Consider the following 23,574-nt stretch of genomic DNA (forward strand, 5'->3'; position numbering starts at 1 on the left):
GAATAATGGTTAATTAAAACATTTCCCTATTCTTGTTCTTTATTATTTAGTGCTCTTTTAGCTATAAATTCTTCACTCTTCATTATTAATTCTTCATTGGTTTTCTATAAGTAATCGATTAACACCTGCTAATTTCACACATACACAGAAGAGCTCCATAGCTTTTTGCAATTCTTCTACAGTAGGATAAGTTGGTGCAATACGAATATTTCTATCTTGTGGATCATTTTGATAAGGGAAAGTTGCACCTGCACCTGTTAATACAACACCTGCTTCTTTTGCAAGTCTAACGGTTTCTTTTGCACAGCCTGGTAAAGTATCTACTGCCACAAAATACCCCCCTTGTGGTTTAGTCCAACTTAAAAGTCCTGTACCTGCTAATTCTTTTTCTAATGTATTTAAAACAATCTCAAATTTTGGTCTTAACTCATTGCCTAACTTCTTCATATGGGTACGAATACCTTCTGCATTTTTAAAATAATTAACCGTACGAAGTTGATTAAGTTTATCATGACCAATCGTTTGAATACTCATATGTTTTTTAATTTCTGCAATATTACTTAAGCTAGATGCTATTAAAGCTACGCCTGCACCTGGAAAAGTAATTTTAGAAGTAGAGAAGAAATAATAAACGCGATTTTCATTACCTGCTGCACGAGCGGCTTCAAAAATATCTTTTAGTTTCACTTCATCATAAATATGATGAACACCGTAAGCATTATCCCAGAAGATTCTAAAATCTTTTGCAGCTGTCTTCATACTTGCTAGACGTTCTACCACTTCATCACTGTAGCAAATACCTTGTGGATTAGAGTAAAGAGGCACACACCAAATCCCTTTAATACTTGCATCTTCTTTTACAAGTGATTCTATATAATCCATATCTGGACCATCTTCATGCATAGGTACAGTGATCATTTCTATACCTAAATCTTCACAAATAGCAAAATGTCTATCATAACCTGGACTTGGGCAAAGGAATTTAACCTGATCTAGTTGACACCATGGTCGTTCTCCTTCTGTACCAAATAAAAAGAGACGTGTCATTGCATCATACATTAAGTTAAGACTTGAATTGCCCCCAATAATCATATTGGCTGGTGCAATATTAAGGAGCTCGGAAAATAATTTTTTAGCTTCACTCAAACCGTCTAATACGCCGTAGTTACGTGCATCAGTGCCATCTTCTGTTATATAAGTTTCTAATGTAGACAAAATATCATTATTAAGGTCTAATTGTGTACTAGCTGGTTTCCCTCTAGACATATCTAACTTTAATTTTTGTCCCACATAATCTGCATATTTTTTCTCAAGTAATTGCTTTTCTTCCATTAATTGTTCTACTGAACACTTTGTAAAATCTAACAACTTAATATCCCCCTTATCTCAGGCTATTGATGATGATTTATTTCTACTAATATAATACACTGTTTTGAGTTTTTTGCAAGTCAATACTTAAAATCTTGCAAACTTTTTTCTAAACTTTGTTTGTTTTATATAAATTTTCATCATCTATACAGCTTTAAGTAGACATTATCCCATTTTTCAGTTCTTATAATTCACTTACTCAATTTTCAAATGAAGGAGGTTTTGAATTTCAATTCAAAAAAATGGTATTCCTCATCTATTTATTTTTGTATTTCATTTCTTTATCCTTTTACTGCTCCTGCTACTAAGCTCTTTTGAACTTGTTCACTGAGCAACATATAAATCAAAACCGTAGGAATAGTGGCAATCACTAAGCCCGCTCCTATCTCTCCCCATTTAGTTGTATAGGTGCCTATCATAGACATAATCCCAACAGTAATTGTTTTGAATTCTCTTTTACTTACAAACGTTACTGCAAACATCAGCTCATTCCATGCTGACAGATAAGTAAAAATAGATACTGTGGCTAAGGCTGGCTTAATGAGTGGTAACATGATGTTTATAAAAATACGATAAATACCACATCCATCAATAGCTGCTGCTTCTTCTAACTCCCTGGGAATAGAGTCTAAAAAACTACTAATAATATAAATTCCCATAGGCAGGCCAAAGGCCACGTAAGGAATAATGAGTGCCCAGTAAGTATTTAAAAGGTGTGCCTTTTTTAATACCATAAATAATGGCAAAAGTGCTGCATGTATAGGAACCATCATACCCAGTAAAATAACCTTCATAGCCACCTGGCTTCCTCTCCATTCCATGCGTACAATAGCATAAGCAGACATGGCAGATAGGACAATTACTAGTAAGATAGTAATAAATGTCACCCATACACTATTACCAAAGTAGTCTAAAACCTTGGCTTGTTTAAATGCATTGATATAATTTCCAAACTTCCAATGCTCTGGCAAACCTGCTATGTTTCCTCCAAATATTTCACCATTGCCTTTTAGAGAGAAAAAAACTAACCAGACTAAAGGATAGAGTTGTATCACCGCAAATAGAATTAGGCCCATTTGCACGACAAATTTCCCAGCTTTTTCTTTCATCTTCTATGCCTCCTTTTTTCTGTAAAAAGCTAAATTAAGCAACATAGTAAAGAATAAACACTCTACAATAATAAATATAGAAATAGCACTACCATAACCATACTTGAAAGAATCAAAAATCGTGGTGTACATATAAATACTTGGCACTTCTGTTGAGAAAAAAGGTCCTCCATTAGTTAAAACGTAGATCAAATCAAATACTTTTAATGCACCAATTAAGGAGAAAGTCATACATACTTTTAAAATAGGCTTTAATAATGGAATAGTAATATACCATGCTGTTTGAACTTTATTAGCACCATCAATAACAGCCGCTTCATTTACTTCGGTAGAGATGCCTTTAATCCCTGCATACATAATGAGCATATGATAACCCACATATTGCCAAAGAATAGGTATAAAACTACATATTAATGCTGTTTTTTCTTGTCCTAACCAATCTTGTGCCACACTGCCTAGCCCAATAGATTTAAGCAGTGCATTTAATAAGCCATAGTCTGCATTATATATCTTCTGCCAAAGCTGCCCGATAACTACCGTTGATATAATAACTGGGATAAAGTATACTGTTCGATAAAACTTCTCTCCTTTTACACCTTGAGCAATGACAATAGCAATAAGTAGAGAAAATGGCAACTGAATCACTAATGATAATCCTGCAAAAAGCAAGGAATTGATAATTGAATTTATAAAACGTCCATCACATAATAGTTCCTTGTAATTTTTCAATCCAATGAAAGTTCCTTGCCCTATGCCATCCCAACTTAGAAGACTATAATAGCCAGATATAAATATAGGTACTACAACTATCATTCCCATAATGAAAAGGGTAGGAAACATAAATATAAAAATGGCCTTTTTGTCAGATAAAATGCTTTTCATAAGAACCTCCTTATTTACAATTTTAGGGTTGTCTCATGAAAGACAACCCTATTTAGTCACTTCAATTACTGAAGTTCTGTTGGATTTAATTTTGACATTCTCTCAGCAAACTGTTCAGGTGTAATCTTAAGTGCGAGTAATTCTGCTACTAGATTCTTGTAGTCTTCTGAACTATCTGCTGGTAAAATATTATCCCACCATGTAATATATGAGGTTCCTGTCTCCATAAGAGCTGCTGATTCTTTAGCTAAAGTAGACACACTGCTTGTATCTAAGTCTGATACATCCCAGCAAGCAAGTCCTGCATTATCTAAATAGCCTTCGCGTCCTATTTTTTCACTCAAATAAGCTAAATATTCTGCCACTTCTTTAGGATGTTTAGTCTTAGCATTAATATAGTATCCATCTGTTCCACCACCAGAAAACTCTGTTGCTGTACCTTTTCCATCTTCAAATATAGGGAAAGCAATGGCTTTTACTTTGCCATTAGTTACAGCTTCTTCATCTTCGAATGTTGGATGTACCCAGTTTGCTTGAAAAATCATAGCACCTTGACCTGCTGCAAAACCATCTACCATTTCACTATAGCTCATACTTAACATGCTCTCATTAAAGGCATTAGCCTTTACTAATTGTTGCATTTTATCTGCAGCTTTAATAAATGGTTCACTATTAAATTTAGAAGGATCTTTAAATGCTTCTAATAAAGCTGGATTTCCTGCTTGTCTTGCAGAAATAATGTCATACCAGTACATACCTGGCCATGTATCCTTTTCACCTAAAAGAATAGGTGTATAACCTGCAGCACGAAGCTTTTCACAAGCCTCAAGTAATTCTGTCCAGTTTGTTGGATAATCTGCTCCTGCTTTTTCAAACATTTCGGTATTGCAGTATAAGTTTGCTAAGAAAGTAATCGTAGGTAATGTATAAGTTTTGCCATTGTACACACAGTTTTCCAACATACCATCTAATACCTTAGATTTTGTTTCTTCGGTTAGATATTCGTCAATAGGTAATAAATAATCTGCATCGATATAAGGTTTTACAAAGCTTCCACCACCAAACATATAAGCAATATCTGGAGCCTCTCCTGCTGCAAAAGCTGTTTTAATTTTAGTCTTATATTGTTCACCTGTTACGCCATCTTGAACAATAGTAATATGAGGATGAAGTTCATGATATTCTTCTACAGATTCCTCAATAATACGTTTTACTGGGTCTGTATCTGATACAGATTGGTGCCATAAAGTAATTGTAATTGGTTCATCTTGTGTTTGACTACTTGTATCTTTGTTTTCGGTACTTGTACTTTGATCTGCTTCTTCCTTGGGCACTTGTGTCTTACTACATGCCGTTAAACCCATTACCATACTTCCCATTAAAAGGAGTGCGGATAGCTTTTTTAAATGCTTTTTCATATATATCCCCCATTCTCTCATATCACTTTTTTGTATCGTTTTGTACAAAACAATTGTTACTACTTGATTTAATTATATAGAAGATTTATATAAAAATTAATTCACTATCACTACTGCATCATTCACTATTCCAACACGTTTATTAATAAACTTTCATTTTTTGAACCTTACCCTTACGTCTAAATTCACTCAGCGAATCTCCACTCATTTTTTTAAACCATATGCTCAAATAATGTGGATCACATATTCCTATTGCTTCACCTATTTCATACGCCTTTAACTCTGTTGTTATTAATAGATCCTTGGCTTTTTGAAAGCGTATTTCTGACAAATATTCTCCATAGGTCTTGCCTGTATTCTTCTTTAGTAGTCTTCCTAAATAGCCTGCGCTAATGTAAAATTGATCTGCCACTTGATTCATACTGAGTTCTGGGCTACTTAAATTTTGTAACATATAATTTAAGATACCTTGTACTAGACTACTATTTTTCTTTTCATCCTTAGCAGCTATCTCTGTTGTAAGCATGCCTATGTATTTTAGAATTTCATCCCTAAAGGCTACCATTTCAATAGGGTCTTCATAAACCTGGCACAATTTTTTCGAAAATTGCTTTTGAATTGGTAAATCATTTTTTATAGCTTCATTAAAACACCAAGAAATTATCTCTATTAATAAATGAGGTGTTTGCTGAGTGCTTTTATACTTGTCTCTTATAAAATGCTCCCACAATCTCTGCACACTTTTTTCGGCCTCTTCCTTTCTACCCGCACTTACATAAATTTTTATTTCTTTCCATATCTTTTCTTGTTCTACAGATAAGTAACTTGTGCTAGTCGCTAAATCCCCATAGTAAATAATACAGTTTTCTCCTTCTACCATCTTATAATTAAGTGCTTCTACTGCCTCTTTATAGGCCGTAGAAATTTGACTATAATCTTCTTTCTTGCAACTTACCCCAATACTTATGTAACACTTTAATCGTGTAATTAACATTTTTCTAAGAAGTTCTAGACATTCATTTAAGGGCAAATCAGGATTATTAGACATAATAACAATTCTTCCAAATCCATCTCGACAAAATAAAATATAGGCATCCCCAGAAAAGAATTCTTCTATTAACTTTCTTGCTTTCATATGTAAAATCATTTCATTTTGATCTTCTTCATTTCCTATATTCTCCTTATTTACCTGATTCATTTCAACTAATGCAACCTGTATCTCTTGTGCATTAGGATGTATGTCAACTTGATAAAATTTCATCTTCCTACTAAATACTTCGGAGGTTACAGGTTCTAGTAATACTTGATTTAAATAGCCTTCTTGAAAAAGAGGTAAATTCTCTTCAATTTGAGCCGCTAATTTCTCATATTCTACTTGATAGTTCTTTTCCTTCTCTATCTTCTCTCTTGTTTTCCATAAAGTCTGTGTAATAACTTCTGCTTTAATGGGCTTTAAAATATAATCTGACACCCCAATTTTGATACTTCTCATAGCATAATTAAATTCATCATGACCAGTTAATATAATAATTTTTACTTTAGGCATTAGATTAATACATGTTTCACTAAACTCAATACCATCTATTCCCGGCATGCAAATATCTGTAATAATAATATCTGGGTTCCATTCCTGTACTTCCTCTAAGGCCTTCTTCGAACTTGAGAATTCAGTTACTACCTCCATCCCCAATGCTTCCCAATCAATCTTCATACGAAGTAATTTTCGAATCAAGGTCTCATCATCTATTAAAATTACCTTTAACCTTTCCACACCTATCCCTCCAATGCCTCAATATGCACATAAAAACTAATATCTGTTAATTCATTTGCTTTACTAGTTATTTCGTATTTAAACTTGTCACCATAAATAATTTTCATTCTTTCTATGGTTCCTCTTAGTCCAAAGCTCTTACCTTTATAGCATCCTGGATCTGATTTAAGTTCACTCAGTAAGTCTACAGGTATTCCAAAACCATTATCTGCAATACATAGATGAATCCATTCTTTCTCTCGTCTTATCCCAATATATAATTCTCCTTTTTCTGTTCCTTCTCTTAATCCATGATGAATGGCATTTTCCATTAAAGGTTGTAAAGTAAGTTTAGGAATTAAATAGTTCTTGCAACAAGGCTCCACTTCAATTGTTTCTTCAAATAAGTTCTCAAAACGCACTTTCATAATCTTGATATAATCTACTACAATAGCCACTTCTTCCTCTATACTTAACAATTCTCTTCCCTTACTAACACTTCTTCTATAAAAATCACCTAAAGCTTCTACTGTCTCACACACCTTGCCTAGTTCACCTAACATGGCCAGTGCTTGAATAGAATCTAAGGTATTGTATAAAAAGTGAGGTTTCATTAGTCCTTGCATTTCATTAAGTTCTACTTTTCGTATCTTCTTTTGCTTCTCAATAGTCTGTTCTAATAGCAAGCTGATCTTATCAAGCAGTTGATTATAGCCTTCAAAAAGATAACGAAACTCATCAAAAAAAGGCTTATACTTTACTTTAGTAAATTCTCCTCGTTCTGCACTCTTCATAGAAATAAGTAAGTGAGAAATAGGTACAGTAATTAAATTAGCTACCAGTATAGTTCCCATTAAAATAAAAAACGCACTTAGAAGCATTAATAATATATTCGCTGATAATACCTCAAAGCTTTCTTGTCTCATATCTGTGGGCTGCAGGCGAATAATCTTCCATCCTTCTGTGGGAATTACTACTCCTGTCACTAAGTATTTCTTATCCCCATCTTTAAACACCTCTTTTAATGTACCTTCTTTGGCACTGCCTAACTTATTTAAAAACATCTCCCTTTCTTCAGCTTGTAATATCGTTAATCCATCTTGGCATATAATTCTATTTTGCTCATCTAAAAAGATAATCTGTTCTCTATCTTCTTTTAATATTTCCTTATATGTATTTCGAAAGGCTGTTCTATTAATATTTACAAATAAGACGCCTCTATTTCGAAAGTTTTTTAAGTCTTTATAAACTCTAATAAGTGAAACTTGATTACTTAAGGGTTTTCGCACAATATCTGGGCTATCTAACGATAAAATATAATTTCCATTCTTCTCAATAACGGATTGATACCATCCCATTTGCTCTTTGTTCGTTAATTTTCCAACCAAGTCTTCTCTTGCACCTACGGAATAAATTTGGTCTTTTTGATCAATTAAGTATACCCCATTTATTTCATTCGCAAATTGTAAAATGCCATAGATTTTTTTAGCCACCTTAAATTGGCCTGGTACATTGCTATAGATATCACCTGACTTAAGAACTTCCTGAATATCCTCATCTGCTAATAATATCTTTGAATAATTATTAGCTGTTTCAATAATAGCCAGTGTAACTGTCTTCATAGTTTGTAGTGTATTAACACTTTCTTCTCCCATTACCTTTAGTTCATGGCTCATATAAATTGCCTTAAATGCAATAAAGTAACTTCCTATAATGACACCTACAATGACAAAGTAAATGATGGCAATTTTAATTCTGAACTTTTGCTTCATGTGCGTCATCCTCCCTGCCTTTTCTCCTTGTCTTCTCTTTTGATAGTCTTAATCTAATAAAAAAGCACCTTATGCAGATTCAATGTTATTTCTTAAAAACATTCTCACTTGCACAAAGTGCTTCCTATTAATACTATCTCTAAAATAGCATTTTGAATAGCAACATGGTATATTTCTTTGTTTTTTTGTGTATTTTGTGTATATTCTTATAATAAAATTTCCAATAATTTTATTATTATGTATTTAATCTCCCATCAATTTCAACCAAAGAAGTGCATAAACCATTCTTACTTTTTATTTTCTTGTCACTATGCTTTAATCTGATGATCTGCTTTTCTTTTTCCACACAACTACCTCATTTTATAAATACGAATCATCACGTTATATCCTTCTACCTCAGTTTCTAAGCTTGCCACATAAACACCTTTATTTAACTCGCTATAGCTTCCTTCTTCATCCGCATAAAACTTTGGAGTTGTACGTATAAGCGCTGTATCTCTATTTAAAACCCCTGCATTTTCAATGGCTATATACTCTCCATTTTCCATCTGAAGTAAGTACTTAGCAAAAGCATGTGCCCCATTACTTTTTATCATACTCCAATCTGCACCACCAGGAATAACTATCCCCTGATACTTTCCCGTTACAACACCACCTATAATAGGAATTACATTTAAATGCCCAGAGCCTCCATCTCCTACGGCTAAGGTCTCACTACACTTCACCTTAATCTGCATTATTTCTTCTGCTTCTAACCACATATTACACCTCTTTTAGTTCTTATTTATTCAGTTAATACTCCACGGAAAGGACATAAAGGGAGTTGGGCACTATTATAAATATCTGCTTCTACAAAGTCACCAAAAGCATATCTTACTTCTATGGGGGTTTCTACATCCTCCGGCAACTGAATGTTAATCCACTCCTTTTGGATGTCTATATTTATTAAGTGAACGACCTTTCCTTTTGCATATACTTGTAAAGCTGAAAAATCTTCACTTTCCTTTTTTAATCCCTCGCCACAGTTTAAGCATTCTAAAACAAGTTTATTTTTCTCTCTTTTAATCTTGCTAATCCTTGGTGATTCACAAAGTATTTCCTGCCCATATACTTTTCCTCTAGCAAGTAAGGCTAATCTTTCCCCTACTTCTTTTTTCTTTTTCGGATGTATATCATCTGCCATTCCTAAATCCATAATAGAACTCATATATACCTGTGGTACTGTATCTGCTACGCGTTGCTGACTCTCCCTTAGTTCTGCATACCCCTCACCCGTACACTGTAACCATCTTTTAAATGGTGCAAGTTGTACAAATAAGAATGGTAATTCCTCCTGCCAATCTCTTCGCCAGCATGTTATCATGCTACTAAATAATTTATCATATACCAGTGGATGTCCTGTGTCTGTTTCACCTTGATACCAAATAACCCCCTTAATGCCATAAGGTATTATTTTTTGTAGCATCATTTCATAAAGTCCACCAGGTCGATTAAAGTATAAAGGTCCTATAGGTTCAACTGGTTCATCTTTGTGTTCTTCCATCCAAACTTGTTGTTGTTGCCAAGTAAGTCCATACATCATTTGACGCCATTCTATTTCTCTTTCTGGTGAAAGATGTACCGCCTCTGCTCTTTTTACTGCTTCTTGATATTCTTCTTTACTATAAAGCCCATAAGCCTCTTGGTACTCTTCTAAATACACCTTTAACTCAGGTACTTTTAAATAGTCCGTATCTAACCATGTGGCTGCTGTCGAGCCACCCCAGTTGCATCCAATAATCCCAATAGGTACTTGTAAGTTTTCTTGTAATACACTAGCAAAATGATATCCTGGAGCAGAAAAGGTTTCCCACGCTGTGCTTCTTTCATCAAACCAATACCCACTGTCTAAGACATCTTTTTCTTGCTTCTCATACGCTAGACGTTTGCAATTGTACATACGAATAGTTGGATTAAAGGACCTTTTCTTTGTATTTTCCCACTCATGATCATAGCGTAAAAAATACTCCATATTAGACTGTCCTCCTGCAAGCCAAACTTCTCCTATGGCCACATGTTTAATCTTATAAACTTCTTCTTGACTTCCCGCAGAAGTAATCTCTATCTCAGTTTCAAAGGTAGCTTGCATAGGGGGTATGGTTACTTGCCATTTTCCCTCTTTAACACTACCTACACCTCTATATTCTCCAATTACAGCAGTAATAGTGGCTCCTTCTTCTCCTTTCCCCCAAATCACAAAGGGTTTTTCTCTTTGAATCACCATGTAATCTCCAAAAATCTCTGCTATCTTCATGAACTTTCTCCTTTGATTTGCAACTTATTAATAAACGTTAAAACCTTTCTTACTCACCTAAAAATTCAACCATTATTTTAGTTGGCCTCATTCCTGTAAGTGCATAAGTACGTTCATCAGGTTGACCAAAACCTACATAAAGCTCAAAGACTTTACCACCTTGTATCCATTCACCTTGTTCATTCACCACTTTAAAAGCATTAGGGGAAACATTAATCTGTATTTCTTTGGTTTCTCCGGCTTCTAGTGAAACCCGTTTGAAGCCGCATAAACTATGATTAGGTACCGCAAACTCAGAGTCTAAATTCTTGATATAGAGTTGTACAACCTCCTCTAGCTTAAAGTCTACTTCATTATGAACAAGCACCCTTAAGCTTCCTTGATCATAGCTTGCTTCTTCTATCCTACATTTACCATAAGTTAATCCATATCCAAATGGGTAAAGTGCTTCTTCTTGCATATAACGATAGGTTCTTCCTTGCATACTATAGTCTTCAAAAGCAGGCAGCCCAGATAAATCTCTATAAAATGTAACAGGTAGTTTACCAGAAGGTACGATTTCTCCTAGAAGTGCCTTTGCAATCACCTGTCCACCTCTTGCCCCTGGATACCATGCTTGAAGTACTGCATCATAATGTGCGTCTGCATATTGAAGGTCAATAGCACTTCCTGCACTTAAGCATAAAATGACCGGTTTCCCCATCTTTGCCATAGCTTCTACTAGCTCTTGTTGTGGTTCTGGAAGTGCTAAGTCTCTCTTATCTCCAGAGGCATAAGCATTTCCTGTATCGCCCTCTTCTCCTTCTAACGTTTCATCTAGACCTACACACACAATAACCACATCACTATGCTTAGCAACAATCTTTGCTTCTGATAAGCGATCTCTTTGATAAGCCAAAGGTTCTACACGATCTGCATAAAGATGACTACCCTCTGAATAAAGAATACGCACTTCATCTCCCACTTCTTTTTGTAAACCTTCTAAAATTGTAATGTACTGGGATGAGGTGCCATGATAGTTACCAATTAATGCTTTTCTACTATTTGCATTAGGTCCTATAACCCCTATTGTTTTAATACTTTCTTTATTAAGTGGCAATAGCCCATTATTTTTAAGTAATACGATACTTTTAGCTGTTGCTTCATCTGCCACACTAAGATGTGGTTTAGATTCTACCACTTCATAAGGAATAGCATCATATGTTGAGCCATCAAATAACCCAAGCAAATAGCGAGTTGTAAATAACCTTTCAGCTGCTGTTGTAATCTCTTCTTCTGTCACCAGCCCATTTTGATAAGCCATTAAAATATGTAAATAGGTATTACCACAATTCAAATCACAACCTGATTTTAAAGCAAGAGCTGCAGACTCTTGGGCTGTACTCGTCACCATATGATGTTCATGAAAATCCTTAATGGCCCAACAATCTGAAACATAGTGCCCTTGAAAGCCCCATTTCTCTCTTAAAATATCTTTCATTAGAGTTGGGCTACCACAACAAGGCTCTCCATTTGTACGATTATATGCCCCCATTACAGATTCAACTTCAGCTTCTTTTACTAAAGCTTCAAAAGCAGGCAAATAGGTTTCCCATAAATCCTTTTGACTTACTCTTGCATCAAAATGATGTCTATCGGCTTCTGGTCCTGAATGCACTGCAAAATGTTTGGCACATGCAGCCGTCTTAAGTCCTTCTTCTCCTTGCAATCCTTTTACAAAAGCAACACCTAGTCGGCTCGTTAAATAAGGATCTTCTCCGTAAGTTTCATGACCTCTTCCCCACCTTGGATCTCTAAAAATATTTACATTAGGTGACCAAAATGTAAGTCCTTTATAAATATCGCGATCTCCCTCTTGACTATAAGCATTATATTTAGCTCTTCCTTCTTCAGCAATCACTTCTGCTACTCTCTTAAGCAACTCATCATCAAAGGTAGCCGCCATACCTATGGCTTGTGGAAAACTAGTAGCAACTCCTGCTCTTGCTACACCATGTAAAGCTTCATTCCACCAATTGTAAGCAGGTACACCTAGTCTCTTGATAGCTGGTGAATCATACTTTAGCTGACTTGCTCTTTCCTCTAATGTCATTTCGGCAACTAATGCTTTTGCTTTCTTTATTGCATCTTCTCTATTCATCAATTATTCTCCTTTTGCACTCTTGAATTTTTATGTTAAACTATAATTAAACTATAACAAATGAGTCATTTGTTTTCTTATCAGTAATTGCTTCTTAACACAAAAAAATTGCTATTTTAGGAGTGAAAAATGTTACCAGAACTACATGGTTTTCAAGAAAAAATAACTTTTGATTCTTCCACTGGTATTTTACTTTATGATAATCGCGTGAATGAAGACTATCCTAAGCATTGGCATTCTGCCTTTGAAGTCATTATGCCGATTGAGAATACTTACGAAGTTACTTGCCATAATTGCGTCTATACCTTAAATGAAACGGATATTCTTTTTGTATTTCCTGGTTGTCTACATAGTATGAAAGCTCCCAATAGGGGAGAACGGCTTATTTTACAAGCCAATTATAATCAAATCTATAATAATCAAGAATTAGAAGCTGCTCTAGCACCTCTTGCCCCTGTTTTACTTATTACAGAGGCGACCCATCCACAAGTACATCCAGGCATTTATCAATTATTGCTTTTGATTAAACAAGAATCACTTACTAATGCATCACTTTGTTCCTCTATCATGCTAGCTTATTTTATAGAAATTCTCGTTCTTCTAGGACGCAATTGCAATCGTTCCACCACAACTAAGCAGCTATCAAACTCCAAAGAGAAAGAATATGCAGAGAAATTCATTGCTATTTGCACCTATATTAATGAACACTGCACAGAAGCTTTAACCTTAGATGCTGTAGCTTCTTTATCCGGCTTTAGCAAATACCACTTTTCAAGGCTCTTTAAACTATTTGCCAATATCTCTTTTTATAAATACCTTAATCAGCAACGTATTTACCATGCTGAAAAGCTACTATTAGCCAACGAATTAACAGTAACTGAAATTGCTCTTCAGTCAGGTTTTGGAAGTCTTTCAGCTTTTATTCGGATGTTTAATATTGTGAAAGGTTGTACCCCTACTGATTTTAAAAAGCTTTATAAATAGAGCTTTTACTTTTCAAAACAAAAAGCGTTATAACACTCAGCTTACTTGTGTTATAACGCTTTTGTATTCTATTAATCTCTTAACTTAGCTCCGCAGTTCATTTCTAAACCGTTAAGCACCTTTTTCATTACTTTTTGAATATCTTCATCTGTTAAAGTACGATCTTCTGCTCTAAAAGTCAGTTTAAATGCTACTGATTTATATCCTACTTCAATTTGAGCACCTTCATAAACATCGAAAAGTTCAACTGTTTCAAGTAACTTACCGCTACGTTGGGTTATCACTTTTTCAAGTTCACCTACTAGAGTTTCCTTACTTACAAGCATTGCAATATCTCTTGTAGTAGCTGGATACTTAGGAAGGGCTTTGAAAGTAACATCATGATTAATCGCTTCTAACATGGTTTCAAGGTCTAATTCTACCATATATACTCTTGTATCTAAATTATAGTTTTTAGCTACCTGTGGATGTACTTCTCCAAAGAAACCAGCATTTTTACCATTAATTAAAAGAGTCGCTGTACGACCTGGATGCATGTAATCTAATTCGCTATTTCTAATCACTTCGATATTCTCAATATGAAGCTGTCCCATTAAGGTTTCAATCATACCTTTGATAGAGAAGAAATCTGTATTTTTACCATAAGCTCCCACTGTTAGTTTCTTAATTTCTGCTGGTAATAAGTTCTCACCTTGACGTTTAACATCTGTAATAACTTCTTCTGTAACAGGTTGTTTCACATAGATTTTACCAATCTCGTAAAGAGCAGCTTCTTCTACTCTTCTATTAAAGTTAGTAGAAAGAGAAGTTAAAATACCATTTAAGCTGGTTGTTCTCATAATGCTGAAGTCTTCTCCAAGTGGATTAGTGATCTTCATAGCATCTCTTAATGGACTATTTGCTTTAATACAAAGTTTATCAAATACTTTTGGACTTTCAAAAGAATAAGTTAAAGCACCATAAATGCCATAACTACTCATGACGCTTCTAATTTGATCATATGTGATTTGTTCAAAAGTTTTTGCCCCTCTTGTAGGTTCTGCTTTTTCAAGTGTTGGTTTAATTTTGTCATAACCATATAATCTTGCTACTTCTTCTGCTAAGTCTGCCATCATAGTTATATCACTTCTAAAAGTAGGAATAGTGACTGTCTTAGCATCTTTATCTACAGCAAACTCAACTGACTCAAAATAAGCTACCATTTCATCTTCTGGGATTTCAGTACCTAAGAAATTATTGATCCATTCTACATCGTAAGGAATGGTTAGGACTTCTCTTTTTCTTGGATAAATATCAATTTTGCCACTTACCACTTCACCTGCACCAGTCATATTAATAAGCTGCGCCGCACGTTCAAGTGCAAGTGTAATATTATTTGGATCAAGTCCTTTTGTATATTTTACTGAAGAATCACTTCTTAAATTTAACTTCTTCGAAGTTTGACGTACGCTATAACCATTAAAGTTAGCACATTCAAAAAGAATGGTTGTTGTTTCTTCAGTTACTTTTGAGTTTTCTCCGCCCATAACACCAGCAATAGCTACTGCTTTTTCAGCATCTGCAATCACAAGCATACTTTCATCTAATGTTTTTTCTTCTTCAAATAAGGTAACGAATTTTTCGCCTGCTTTTGCATTACGAACATGAATTTCATGTCCTGCTAATTTATCATAGTCAAATGCATGCATTGGTTGACCAAATTCAAGAAGCATATAATTGGTAATATCAACAATATTATTAATTGGACGAAGACCTGCTGAAAGCAAACGGTCTTTTAACCATTTTGGTGATGGACCAACTTTTACATTTTTAATAATTCTCGCTGCATAACGAGGACATAAGTCTTCATTTTCAATAGCAATAGAAGCCATCTCAGCTGCATTACCACCTACTTCTTCCACTGTAATGCTTGGGAATTTAAAAGGTTTCTTAAAGGTAGCTGCTGCTTCTCTTGCAATCCCTAGAATACTAAAGCAATCTGCACGGTTTGATGTGATTTCATATTCTACGACTTGTTCACCAAGACCAAAGTGAGGTTTTACATCTGAACCTAGTTTAATATCATTATGGAAGATATATACTCCATTATGTGGTGCATCTTCAATATCTTCTTCACTAAAGCCAAGTTCCTCTACTGAACAAAACATTCCTTCTGAAAGTTCGCCTCTAAGCTTACCTGCTTTGATTTTAAGACCTCCTGCTAAAGTGGCTCCATCAAGAGAAACAGGTACTACATCACCTAAATTCACATTTGTTGCTGCAGTTACAATTTGAAGTGGCCTTTCACCTGCTACATCTACTTGCATAATACGGAGTTTATCTGCATTAGGATGAGGCTGAACATCAATAATTTTACCTGCCACTACCTTGGTAATTTCTTTACCGCTTTCTTCTACTGCTTCTACTTTTGAGCCTGACATTGTCATTGCGTCTTCAAAAGTTTTTATATCTACATCTATATCTACATATTGTTTAAGCCAGGACATAGGTACGTTCATTTGATTTTCTCCTTTCTACTTCCCTTAGAATTGTGATAAGAAACGAATATCGTTTTCGTAGAATAATCTTAAGTCATTAATATCGTATTTAAGCATAGTAATACGCTCAAGTCCTACACCAAAAGCAAAACCTTGGTATACAGTAGGGTCAATACCAGCCATCTCAAGCACCTTTGGATGTACCATACCACAGCCCAGAATTTCAATCCAACCTGAACCTTTGCATACATTACAACCTTTACCACCACACATAACGCAAGAAACGTCTACTTCTGCACTTGGTTCTGTAAATGGGAAATAGTGAGGTCTAAATTTAACTTCTACTTTGTCCCCAAATAGTGCTTTTGCAAACTCTGCAAGCACACCTTTAAGGTCACCAAAGGTAATATCTTTATCAATCACAAGACCTTCGATTTGATTAAACACAGGAGAGTGAGTAGCATCTACTTCATCTGAACGATAAACACGACCTGGTGCAATCATACGAATAGGTAAACTTTCACTTTCCATAGTGTGTACTTGAACAGGAGAAGTTGCTGTTCTAAGAACAAGTTGACTATTAAAATAGAAGGTATCTTGCTCATCACGTGCTGGATGTTCTTCTCCTAAGTTAAGGGCATCAAAGTTATAGTAAGCTGTTTCTACTTCACGGCCTTCTACAATCTCATAACCCATTCCAAGGAAAATATTTTGTACTTCTTCTAATGTTTTTTGAAGTGGATGCATATGACCAAGGTTTAACTTTTTACCTGGCATAGTGATATCTAATACTTCTTCTTGAAGTTTCTTATTTTGCTCAGCTGATTCTAAGGCTACTTTTTTATTAGCAAGACTTGCTTCAATGTCTGCTCTTACCTCATTGGCAATTTGACCAACAACTGGTCTTTCTTCATTACTTAAATCTTTCATATTACGAAGAACCGCTGTTAATTCACCTTTTTTACCAAGGTATTGTACACGAAGTTCTTCAAGAACTGCTAGGCTATTAGCTGTTTCAATACTAGTAATGGCACTATGTTTGATCATCTCTAATTTATCTTTCATTGTAAAACTCCTTTCTTATTTTCACTTAATGAATCAGTAATGGCTCGTCATGAGAAAACAAAATAAAAAAGCTCCGCCCCCAAAAAGGGACGAAGCTTATAGTCTCCGCGATACCACCCAAATTTTTATACCAAAGGTATAAACACTCAATTAGCTCTAACGTTGCCACCGTTATCTTCTACTTTTAATCATTTCAAAGATAAAGCTCCAATGTGAAATTCAAAAAATAAGATTGCCAAAAGGTACTTGCAGCCGGTGATACCTTCTCTCTATTGGGTCTTACTTTTCTACTATGCATCTTCTTCGCTTTTCATGTATAAACATATTAGTTATTATTGTACTCACTATCCGTTTTTTGTCAAGTAGTACTATTGCAACTTCTATGTCCTTAACGATTCATTAGATGCCATCTGTATATTTATTGCAGGCTATCACTATTTCCAAGTAGATAGCTTTCTAGTTTTAATAAGTCTCCCTCATTAACTGCCCCATCCTCATCAACATCTGCACTCTTTAATGCTATATCTGTTAATAGGCTTACTCCTAATAAGTGTCTTTTTAGTAGTACATAATCGGTAGAATTGATACTTTGATCACCGTTTAAATCCCCTTTTATACCGGTTTCACCTGGATTTTCAGGTTGTGTACCATTATAATAAGCTGCTACTGTAATACCCTTATTTCCTAATGCTACTTCATGATCTAAGCCAATAAATTTTCCCTCTGCATTTTGCCATAAAGCTGATTTTAAGAAAGCATATTTGGCTTCATCCCAGGTTGCAAAATCATAGCCTACTAATCCTCCTGTATCTCCTGAATTAGCGTTATAGCACCAAAATGTGTGGTGAATTTTATTTTTAATCATATAATCTCTTAATAAAGTCATCCATTTTTCATTTTTGCCGCCATCCATAAAGCCACCCCATTCACCCATTAGTAAAGGAGCAATGCCTTCTTCATTAATATAAGCCCAGTTATCTCCCCAACAATCTTCATAAAGTGTTTCTGTTGTGAAATCTTTTTCAAACCATGGTTGTGCATAAACAAGTGGACCATAATCATGAGGTGAATACACCACTTGTGATTGATAGACACCTAGATCAATAGGATAGTCTTTAACACCTCTTAAATTCCCCCCCCACCAATTGTAATAGTAATGAGGTTTCATATATTCATCACGCGTAGTATAGTCATATCCTTCCATTGGATAAGCTTCTACACCTTCAATGACTATAAGTAAATTTGGATTAATAGCTAATACTTTAGCAGCAGCTGTTTCAGCTGCATACTTCCAGTTGTTTTCATCTGTTGAATTATCCCATTTAGCCCATACTTTATCTTGTCCTGGTTTTCCATGAGGTTCATTTTTAAGGTCAATAGCTAAAATCGTATCATCATTTTTATAACGCTCTGTAAACCACTCTAGTGTTTCATGGTACATTTCAATAGGATGAGCCTCGTCATACCAAACCGGATAAATATGCCCCATAGCATTAGTCTCTGCACTATGAATATCTAACATGATTTTCATACCATTTGCCTTGCACATCTTAACCGCTTCATCAAATAGCTGCAAACTACTCATACCAGCCAGTTCTGGATTAACATATTCATTGACATTCGCTTTTTTTGCCGTACCATTTTTCCATTCATAAATCAGCTGAGTAGAGATAGGAATACGTAAGAGATTAATCCCCCTGTTAGCCATTTCATCTAAAGCCTTTTTCATATTCACGCTCCATACACCATCGAATACATTGGTTCCTGTATTAAATCCAAACCAATTAGTACCCGTTAACCATACTTCATTTCCATCTTGATCAACTATCTTATTCCCTTTAGTTGTTAACCAATCATCATCTGATTTTGCTGTAGCAGCCATTAATGTGCTAGGCATTCCTATCATTACAGCCATTAAAGCACTTAATGCTAAACTTGTTACTTTCTTCCCTATTTTCATAAGACGCCTCCTTACTTCCTATATACTTTTTGAAATGTTACTTCACTTTAAATAGAACCGTTATCTTCTTCAATTGTGCATCTGCAATATCTTTCATACTTAATACTTTAAAAGGTGCACTTGTAAAATCCTTTTTAGCTTTAATTTTCACTTGTACCATATCGCCTGATTGCGTAATCAAATCACTTCCATCTTGCTTAGCAGAAGCAAAGAGTAAGTTAAAGGTTCCTTTCGTTTGATGAATAGCTGATTTAAAGCTGAGCTCTGAATTAGGAACAATCTCACCAGCTAGTATTTCCTGTACTTCTATCAGTTCTTTATCATAAGTAAAAACAAGATTAGCATTGTTAATACCCGTAGAAACATTATTAAGTTTTATAGGAATAATGGCTTCTTCTCCTGCTTTTAATTGAAGAGTTTCTAGTGTCATAGCAAAATCGTAATCTGTTGTATCCATAATCTGTAAATGAATCACAGAACTTTTGCCTGCATTAAAGCTAACAACTAATTGATAATCTCCCTCTGCTAGACTCTCTAGATAAGAGGCATTGAAGGTTAAGATTCCTTTGTCATCTATACTATAGTCACTAGTCCCAAGACTTCCCCCATTATTCTTAATACTTGCCAAGGTATTGCCATTAAAAGTGATTTGTGTTTCACAAGCGCCAATAACCGCTTTATTTTTATCATAGCTCAGTTCCAAAGGCGTCACGATTGCATCCACAACACCTTCATTTCTTGGTTCACTTCCACTAATAAGCACGCCTTTATAATAAAGTGTAACATGCTCACTAATGATATATGTATTAGGTGTGGCTTCGTAAGAATAGTCATTTGCTTGATTATAGTTTTTCCAACTGCTATTGGTAATTCTCATTTGTAATTCAATAGTTCCATTGGGCGTTAATTGGCTTAACCCTGATTTGAAACCAATCTCAACATAAGTATCTGCATTCTCAGTAGGACTAGATAAAGCTTCAAATTTGCTTGTTACAGAACTTGTTATGGTTTCATACCCTTTGCTCCCCATTAATCCTGCATGGTCACACCAAAGTGTCTGAGTTAAAGGTTCATCTACCGTATAGTAATACCTGACCTTTAAATCTTCCAGATTAATTGTTTCATTACTTGTATTCGTGAGCTTGATTTTTCCACCCATAGTATTGGTACTTATACTTGCCATCGTATTACAATATTCCAGTTTTACTTGTGTTGTAGCCGCTACTAGCTGACTTGTCAGTAATGAAGTCGTAGCCACAGCCAAACCAATTGCCCATAAACTATTTCTTCTTTTCATCAAAATTCCTCCTTTTTTAAGTGTGTTCGTCACTTATTTATTTATAAGTATAAATAATGATTCTTTTTTAACTATGTTTTTAGTTCATCATGTTCAATTTATAGGTGCAAAATGCTTTATTATTTGACCTTTTCTTTTGATTCTGCTATCATTAAATTGACGAATTATGGTCTCTTGAAAGGAGTTATCTTATAATGAACAGAAGAGGGAATTGTATTATTGGACAATCTGGTGGCCCTACAGCTGCCATTAACGCCTCGCTCAGTGGTGTATTACAAGGTATTTTAGAAAATGATCTTTATTCTAATGTATACGGTATGGTCAACGGTATTGAAGGTCTATTACAAGGCAAATACTTAGACTTATCAGCCAAATTTCAAACCAAGGAAGAACTTGACAGGCTAACACATACGCCATCTATGTATCTTGGTTCTTGCCGTTTTAAATTACCGACTTGTGAACATTCAGAAGTCGTTTATCGTGATTTATTCCGCTTCTTTGAAGCCCACAATATTAAAACTGTTTTTTATATCGGTGGTAACGATTCAATGGATACGGTTTTAAAACTGTCGGACTATGCTAAAGCACATCACTATGATGTCAATGTTATTGGTATTCCAAAAACAATTGATAATGATTTACCGATTACAGATCACACACCAGGTTTCGGAAGTGCTGCTAAGTTTGTAGCGACTTCACTTTTAGAAATTGCGCATGATACCTATATTTATAACATTCCTTCTGTAACCATTGTTGAAATTATGGGAAGAAATGCAGGTTGGCTTACTGCAGCTGCTGCCCTTGCACGTAATAGTTATTCGATGGCTCCTGATTTAATTTATTTACCAGAAGCTGTTTTTGATAAAGAACGTTTTATTGAAGATGTTAAGGCTATTAAAGAAAAAAGAAAAAATGTCATTATAGCTGTTTCAGAAGGGATTAAAGATAGCGAAGGCCAATACATTTCTGCTTCTACTAGCGCGGTAGACTCTTTTGGTCACAAACAATTATGCGGTGTAGGTAAGACCCTAGAAAATCTCCTTAAAGCAGAACTGGGCTGTAAAGTACGTTCTATTGAACTGAATGTTCTTCAACGTGCCGGTGGACATATTGCTTCTCTTACTGATCTCGAAGAAGCTGTTATGATTGGTAAAACAGCTGCTACTTTAGGTGCTCAAGGTGAAACAGCTAAAATGATTTGCTACAAACGTCTTCAAAATAGTCCTTATCAAGTAGAAACCTTTGCTTATGATATTCATTCTATTGCTAATGGGGAGAAAACAGTTCCTTTAGAATGGATTAATGAGACTCAAAACGATGTGACATCTGACCTTATAGACTACTTAATGCCCCTTATCCAAGGCGAAGTCTCATTAAGCTTTACTTCAGGCATTCCTAACTACTGCAACATTGACCACTTATTTACACCTGGCTATTTTAAAGAACACAAATAAACTTGTATCATTTTAAGGGATTGCCTCATTCATATGGCAATCCTTTATTCTCTGCTTTTTATATCCTTCTTCTTTAACACTCTGCTTCTTGCCCTTCTTCCAACTTAAACTATACAATTTTTAGAAAAGACTATATAATATTTGAGATAAATGAATTATTATTTCATTGTTACATCGCTTATAAATTTCTAATAAAGTTTAGGAGGCTTTGTTATGATTATTGTAATGAAACAAGGGACTACCCCTAACGATATTCAACCTATTAAAAACCACTTTGAACAAGCTGACCTTTATGAACGTGGTATTCGTACATATGAAAGCGCAACTCGTAATACTCTAAATATGAGTGCTATTCCTGTTATCAAATCTAAGAATCACCTGCCTATTATTGTGGACCCTAGTCATGCGGCAAGTAAACTTATGAAAAAACTAAGCTCTATTATTGCAGCTTCTATGAGGGCATTATCATGCATATAGGCATCATCGGCCTTGGCCTTATTGGAGGGTCCATTGCTAAGGCTATTAAAAGAGTCCATGTTCAAAATAGTTATATTATTGGTTATGATACTAATGCTGCTGACTTACATAGTGCATACGATGAAGGTATGATTGATTTTATGGCCACTGACCTAAAGTCTGGCTTCTCTAATTGCTCTGTTGTATTTATTTGTACACCTGTCACTACTATTAAAAGCGTTGTAACTGAGCTGCTACCTTATCTACCTAATGATTGTATCTTAACTGACGTGGGCAGTACAAAATATCATATCATGCAAGAATTAGAGCCAATGATAAGTACAGATAGTAAACGCATTTATTATGTAGGTGGTCATCCTATGACAGGATCAGAAAAATTTGGTTACAGTGCTTCTAGTGCTCATCTTTTTGAAAATGCTTATTATATGCTTACCCCATTAGGAGATACACCTGATTTTATCTTATTTATTTTACAAAAGCTCATTGAGCGTATGGGCGGCATTCCTTTAATTCTCTCTGCTACTTATCATGACTATGTGACCGCAAACATCAGTCACTTGCCTCACATTATCGCAAGTAGCCTAGTCCATCTGGTAAAGGAAAATGATGGAGATGCTTCTTATCTTCATACACTAGCTGCTGGCGGTTTTAAAGATTTAACACGTATTGCCTCTTCTAATCCTGATATTTGGACAAGTATTTGTTTAACTAACAAAGCACAAATTCAAAGAGTTTTTAGTGGCTATCTCGTTATTTTGCAAAACTTCTTGAACTGCCTTGAAAAGGATTCAGAAAAAGAGCTTTACAGCTTTTTTAATACTGCTAGGCTTTATCGTAATACCTTTAGTGAAGGTGCTTCTACCGATTTGTCTAAACATTATGCGCTTCATATTGATGCTAAAGATGAACCTGGTATTATCGCAAAAATCGCCACCTCGCTTAGTGACCATCATATTAACATTAAAAACCTTAGTGTCATGAGTGATCGTGAATTCGATGTAGGTGTTATCAAGATTTTATTTGGAACTAAAACCGATTTATTATTGGCTACAGAAATTCTATCTCAGCATCATTACACACTTTATTATTAAACAGCTTAGGCGTGCCTATTGAGGCAGAAGATACTAC

General features: G+C 35.0%; 17 protein-coding genes and 1 other annotated feature. Of the genes, 4 read left to right on the forward strand and 13 right to left on the reverse strand.

What is annotated here, in order from left to right:
* Positions 1–93: 93 nt before the first annotated feature.
* From CLOLE_RS12995 to CLOLE_RS13035, 9 genes are all read right to left on the reverse strand, one after another.
* On the reverse strand, positions 94–1,332 hold the full coding sequence (locus CLOLE_RS12995; protein ID WP_050794727.1) for an aminotransferase class I/II-fold pyridoxal phosphate-dependent enzyme: 1,239 nt from the start codon (positions 1,330–1,332) through the stop codon (positions 94–96).
* Positions 1,333–1,649: 317 nt separating this feature from the next.
* Entirely contained in the window at positions 1,650–2,477 is an 828-nt protein-coding gene (locus tag CLOLE_RS13000) for a carbohydrate ABC transporter permease (RefSeq protein ID WP_013657583.1), read from the reverse strand.
* A 3-nt stretch (positions 2,478–2,480) separates the two neighbouring features.
* A complete protein-coding gene (locus CLOLE_RS13005) occupies positions 2,481–3,359 on the reverse strand; it encodes a carbohydrate ABC transporter permease (RefSeq protein ID WP_013657584.1) in 879 nt (292 codons plus the stop codon).
* Between the two features lie 65 nt (positions 3,360–3,424).
* Positions 3,425–4,777, reverse strand: coding sequence for an ABC transporter substrate-binding protein (locus CLOLE_RS13010; protein WP_013657585.1), 1,353 nt, complete (start codon positions 4,775–4,777; stop codon positions 3,425–3,427).
* Between the two features lie 142 nt (positions 4,778–4,919).
* A complete protein-coding gene (locus tag CLOLE_RS13015) occupies positions 4,920–6,548 on the reverse strand; it encodes a response regulator (RefSeq protein ID WP_013657586.1) in 1,629 nt (542 codons plus the stop codon).
* A 2-nt stretch (positions 6,549–6,550) separates the two neighbouring features.
* Complete coding sequence (locus CLOLE_RS13020; protein WP_013657587.1) at positions 6,551–8,299, reverse strand: sensor histidine kinase; 1,749 nt, start codon at positions 8,297–8,299, stop codon at positions 6,551–6,553.
* 350 nt (positions 8,300–8,649) lie between these two features.
* A complete protein-coding gene (locus tag CLOLE_RS13025) occupies positions 8,650–9,060 on the reverse strand; it encodes a DUF3237 domain-containing protein (RefSeq protein ID WP_013657588.1) in 411 nt (136 codons plus the stop codon).
* A 23-nt stretch (positions 9,061–9,083) separates the two neighbouring features.
* Positions 9,084–10,592: a sialate O-acetylesterase gene (locus tag CLOLE_RS13030; RefSeq protein WP_013657589.1), complete on the reverse strand. Its 1,509-nt coding sequence runs from the start codon at positions 10,590–10,592 to the stop codon at positions 9,084–9,086.
* 49 nt (positions 10,593–10,641) lie between these two features.
* A complete protein-coding gene (locus CLOLE_RS13035) occupies positions 10,642–12,732 on the reverse strand; it encodes a glycoside hydrolase family 3 C-terminal domain-containing protein (protein WP_013657590.1) in 2,091 nt (696 codons plus the stop codon).
* 129 nt (positions 12,733–12,861) lie between these two features.
* On the opposite strand from CLOLE_RS13035, the gene CLOLE_RS13040 reads away from it, so the two are divergent.
* Positions 12,862–13,716, forward strand: a complete 855-nt coding sequence (locus CLOLE_RS13040) for a helix-turn-helix domain-containing protein (protein WP_013657591.1) — start codon at positions 12,862–12,864, stop codon at positions 13,714–13,716.
* A 71-nt stretch (positions 13,717–13,787) separates the two neighbouring features.
* Here the strand turns inward: CLOLE_RS13040 and pheT are convergent, their stop codons facing one another.
* From pheT to CLOLE_RS13060, 4 genes are all read right to left on the reverse strand, one after another.
* Positions 13,788–16,214 carry a phenylalanine--tRNA ligase subunit beta gene (pheT, locus tag CLOLE_RS13045; protein WP_013657592.1) on the reverse strand — a complete coding sequence of 809 codons (2,427 nt, stop codon included), beginning with the start codon at positions 16,212–16,214 and terminating at the stop codon, positions 13,788–13,790.
* 24 nt (positions 16,215–16,238) lie between these two features.
* A complete protein-coding gene (gene pheS, locus CLOLE_RS13050) occupies positions 16,239–17,258 on the reverse strand; it encodes a phenylalanine--tRNA ligase subunit alpha (RefSeq protein ID WP_013657593.1) in 1,020 nt (339 codons plus the stop codon).
* Positions 17,259–17,340: 82 nt separating this feature from the next.
* Positions 17,341–17,571: a binding site (T-box leader), on the reverse strand.
* 105 nt (positions 17,572–17,676) lie between these two features.
* Positions 17,677–19,218 (reverse strand): cellulase family glycosylhydrolase, encoded by a 1,542-nt coding sequence (locus tag CLOLE_RS13055; RefSeq protein ID WP_013657594.1) that lies wholly within the window; start codon positions 19,216–19,218, stop codon positions 17,677–17,679.
* Positions 19,219–19,255: 37 nt separating this feature from the next.
* The gene (locus CLOLE_RS13060; RefSeq protein WP_013657595.1) at positions 19,256–20,515 is read right to left on the reverse strand and encodes a cellulose binding domain-containing protein; all 1,260 of its coding nucleotides are present in this window, start codon (positions 20,513–20,515) and stop codon (positions 19,256–19,258) included.
* Positions 20,516–20,709: 194 nt separating this feature from the next.
* Between CLOLE_RS13060 and CLOLE_RS13065 the strand changes: the two genes are divergently transcribed.
* From CLOLE_RS13065 to CLOLE_RS13075, 3 genes are all read left to right on the forward strand, one after another.
* On the forward strand, positions 20,710–21,969 hold the full coding sequence (locus CLOLE_RS13065) for a 6-phosphofructokinase (protein WP_013657596.1): 1,260 nt from the start codon (positions 20,710–20,712) through the stop codon (positions 21,967–21,969).
* Between the two features lie 213 nt (positions 21,970–22,182).
* The gene (locus CLOLE_RS23605; RefSeq protein ID WP_041713005.1) at positions 22,183–22,446 is read left to right on the forward strand and encodes a hypothetical protein; all 264 of its coding nucleotides are present in this window, start codon (positions 22,183–22,185) and stop codon (positions 22,444–22,446) included.
* Positions 22,437–23,537, forward strand: a complete 1,101-nt coding sequence (locus CLOLE_RS13075) for a prephenate dehydrogenase/arogenate dehydrogenase family protein (protein WP_013657597.1) — start codon at positions 22,437–22,439, stop codon at positions 23,535–23,537. The genes CLOLE_RS23605 and CLOLE_RS13075 overlap by 10 nt, the downstream gene beginning before the upstream one ends.
* Positions 23,538–23,574: the final 37 nt, after the last annotated feature.

This window comes from Cellulosilyticum lentocellum DSM 5427 (assembly GCF_000178835.2).
GTDB classification, from domain to species: Bacteria; Bacillota; Clostridia; order Lachnospirales; family Cellulosilyticaceae; genus Cellulosilyticum; species Cellulosilyticum lentocellum.

What these genes read in the sequence shown, in the direction of transcription:
- CLOLE_RS12995 (WP_050794727.1), bottom strand. Translation starts at nt 1,332, where the DNA reads ATGGAAGAAAAGCAATTACTTGAGAAAAAATATGCAGATTATGTGGGA.
- CLOLE_RS13000 (WP_013657583.1), bottom strand. Translation starts at nt 2,477, where the DNA reads ATGAAAGAAAAAGCTGGGAAATTTGTCGTGCAAATGGGCCTAATTCTA.
- CLOLE_RS13005 (WP_013657584.1), bottom strand. Translation starts at nt 3,359, where the DNA reads ATGAAAAGCATTTTATCTGACAAAAAGGCCATTTTTATATTTATGTTT.
- CLOLE_RS13010 (WP_013657585.1), bottom strand. Translation starts at nt 4,777, where the DNA reads ATGAAAAAGCATTTAAAAAAGCTATCCGCACTCCTTTTAATGGGAAGT.
- CLOLE_RS13020 (WP_013657587.1), bottom strand. Translation starts at nt 8,299, where the DNA reads ATGAAGCAAAAGTTCAGAATTAAAATTGCCATCATTTACTTTGTCATT.
- CLOLE_RS13025 (WP_013657588.1), bottom strand. Translation starts at nt 9,060, where the DNA reads ATGTGGTTAGAAGCAGAAGAAATAATGCAGATTAAGGTGAAGTGTAGT.
- CLOLE_RS13030 (WP_013657589.1), bottom strand. Translation starts at nt 10,592, where the DNA reads ATGAAGATAGCAGAGATTTTTGGAGATTACATGGTGATTCAAAGAGAA.
- CLOLE_RS13035 (WP_013657590.1), bottom strand. Translation starts at nt 12,732, where the DNA reads ATGAATAGAGAAGATGCAATAAAGAAAGCAAAAGCATTAGTTGCCGAA.
- CLOLE_RS13040 (WP_013657591.1), top strand. Translation starts at nt 12,862, where the DNA reads ATGTTACCAGAACTACATGGTTTTCAAGAAAAAATAACTTTTGATTCT.
- pheT (WP_013657592.1), bottom strand. Translation starts at nt 16,214, where the DNA reads ATGAACGTACCTATGTCCTGGCTTAAACAATATGTAGATATAGATGTA.
- pheS (WP_013657593.1), bottom strand. Translation starts at nt 17,258, where the DNA reads ATGAAAGATAAATTAGAGATGATCAAACATAGTGCCATTACTAGTATT.
- CLOLE_RS13055 (WP_013657594.1), bottom strand. Translation starts at nt 19,218, where the DNA reads ATGAAAATAGGGAAGAAAGTAACAAGTTTAGCATTAAGTGCTTTAATG.
- CLOLE_RS13060 (WP_013657595.1), bottom strand. Translation starts at nt 20,515, where the DNA reads ATGAAAAGAAGAAATAGTTTATGGGCAATTGGTTTGGCTGTGGCTACG.
- CLOLE_RS13065 (WP_013657596.1), top strand. Translation starts at nt 20,710, where the DNA reads ATGAACAGAAGAGGGAATTGTATTATTGGACAATCTGGTGGCCCTACA.
- CLOLE_RS23605 (WP_041713005.1), top strand. Translation starts at nt 22,183, where the DNA reads ATGATTATTGTAATGAAACAAGGGACTACCCCTAACGATATTCAACCT.
- CLOLE_RS13075 (WP_013657597.1), top strand. Translation starts at nt 22,437, where the DNA reads ATGCATATAGGCATCATCGGCCTTGGCCTTATTGGAGGGTCCATTGCT.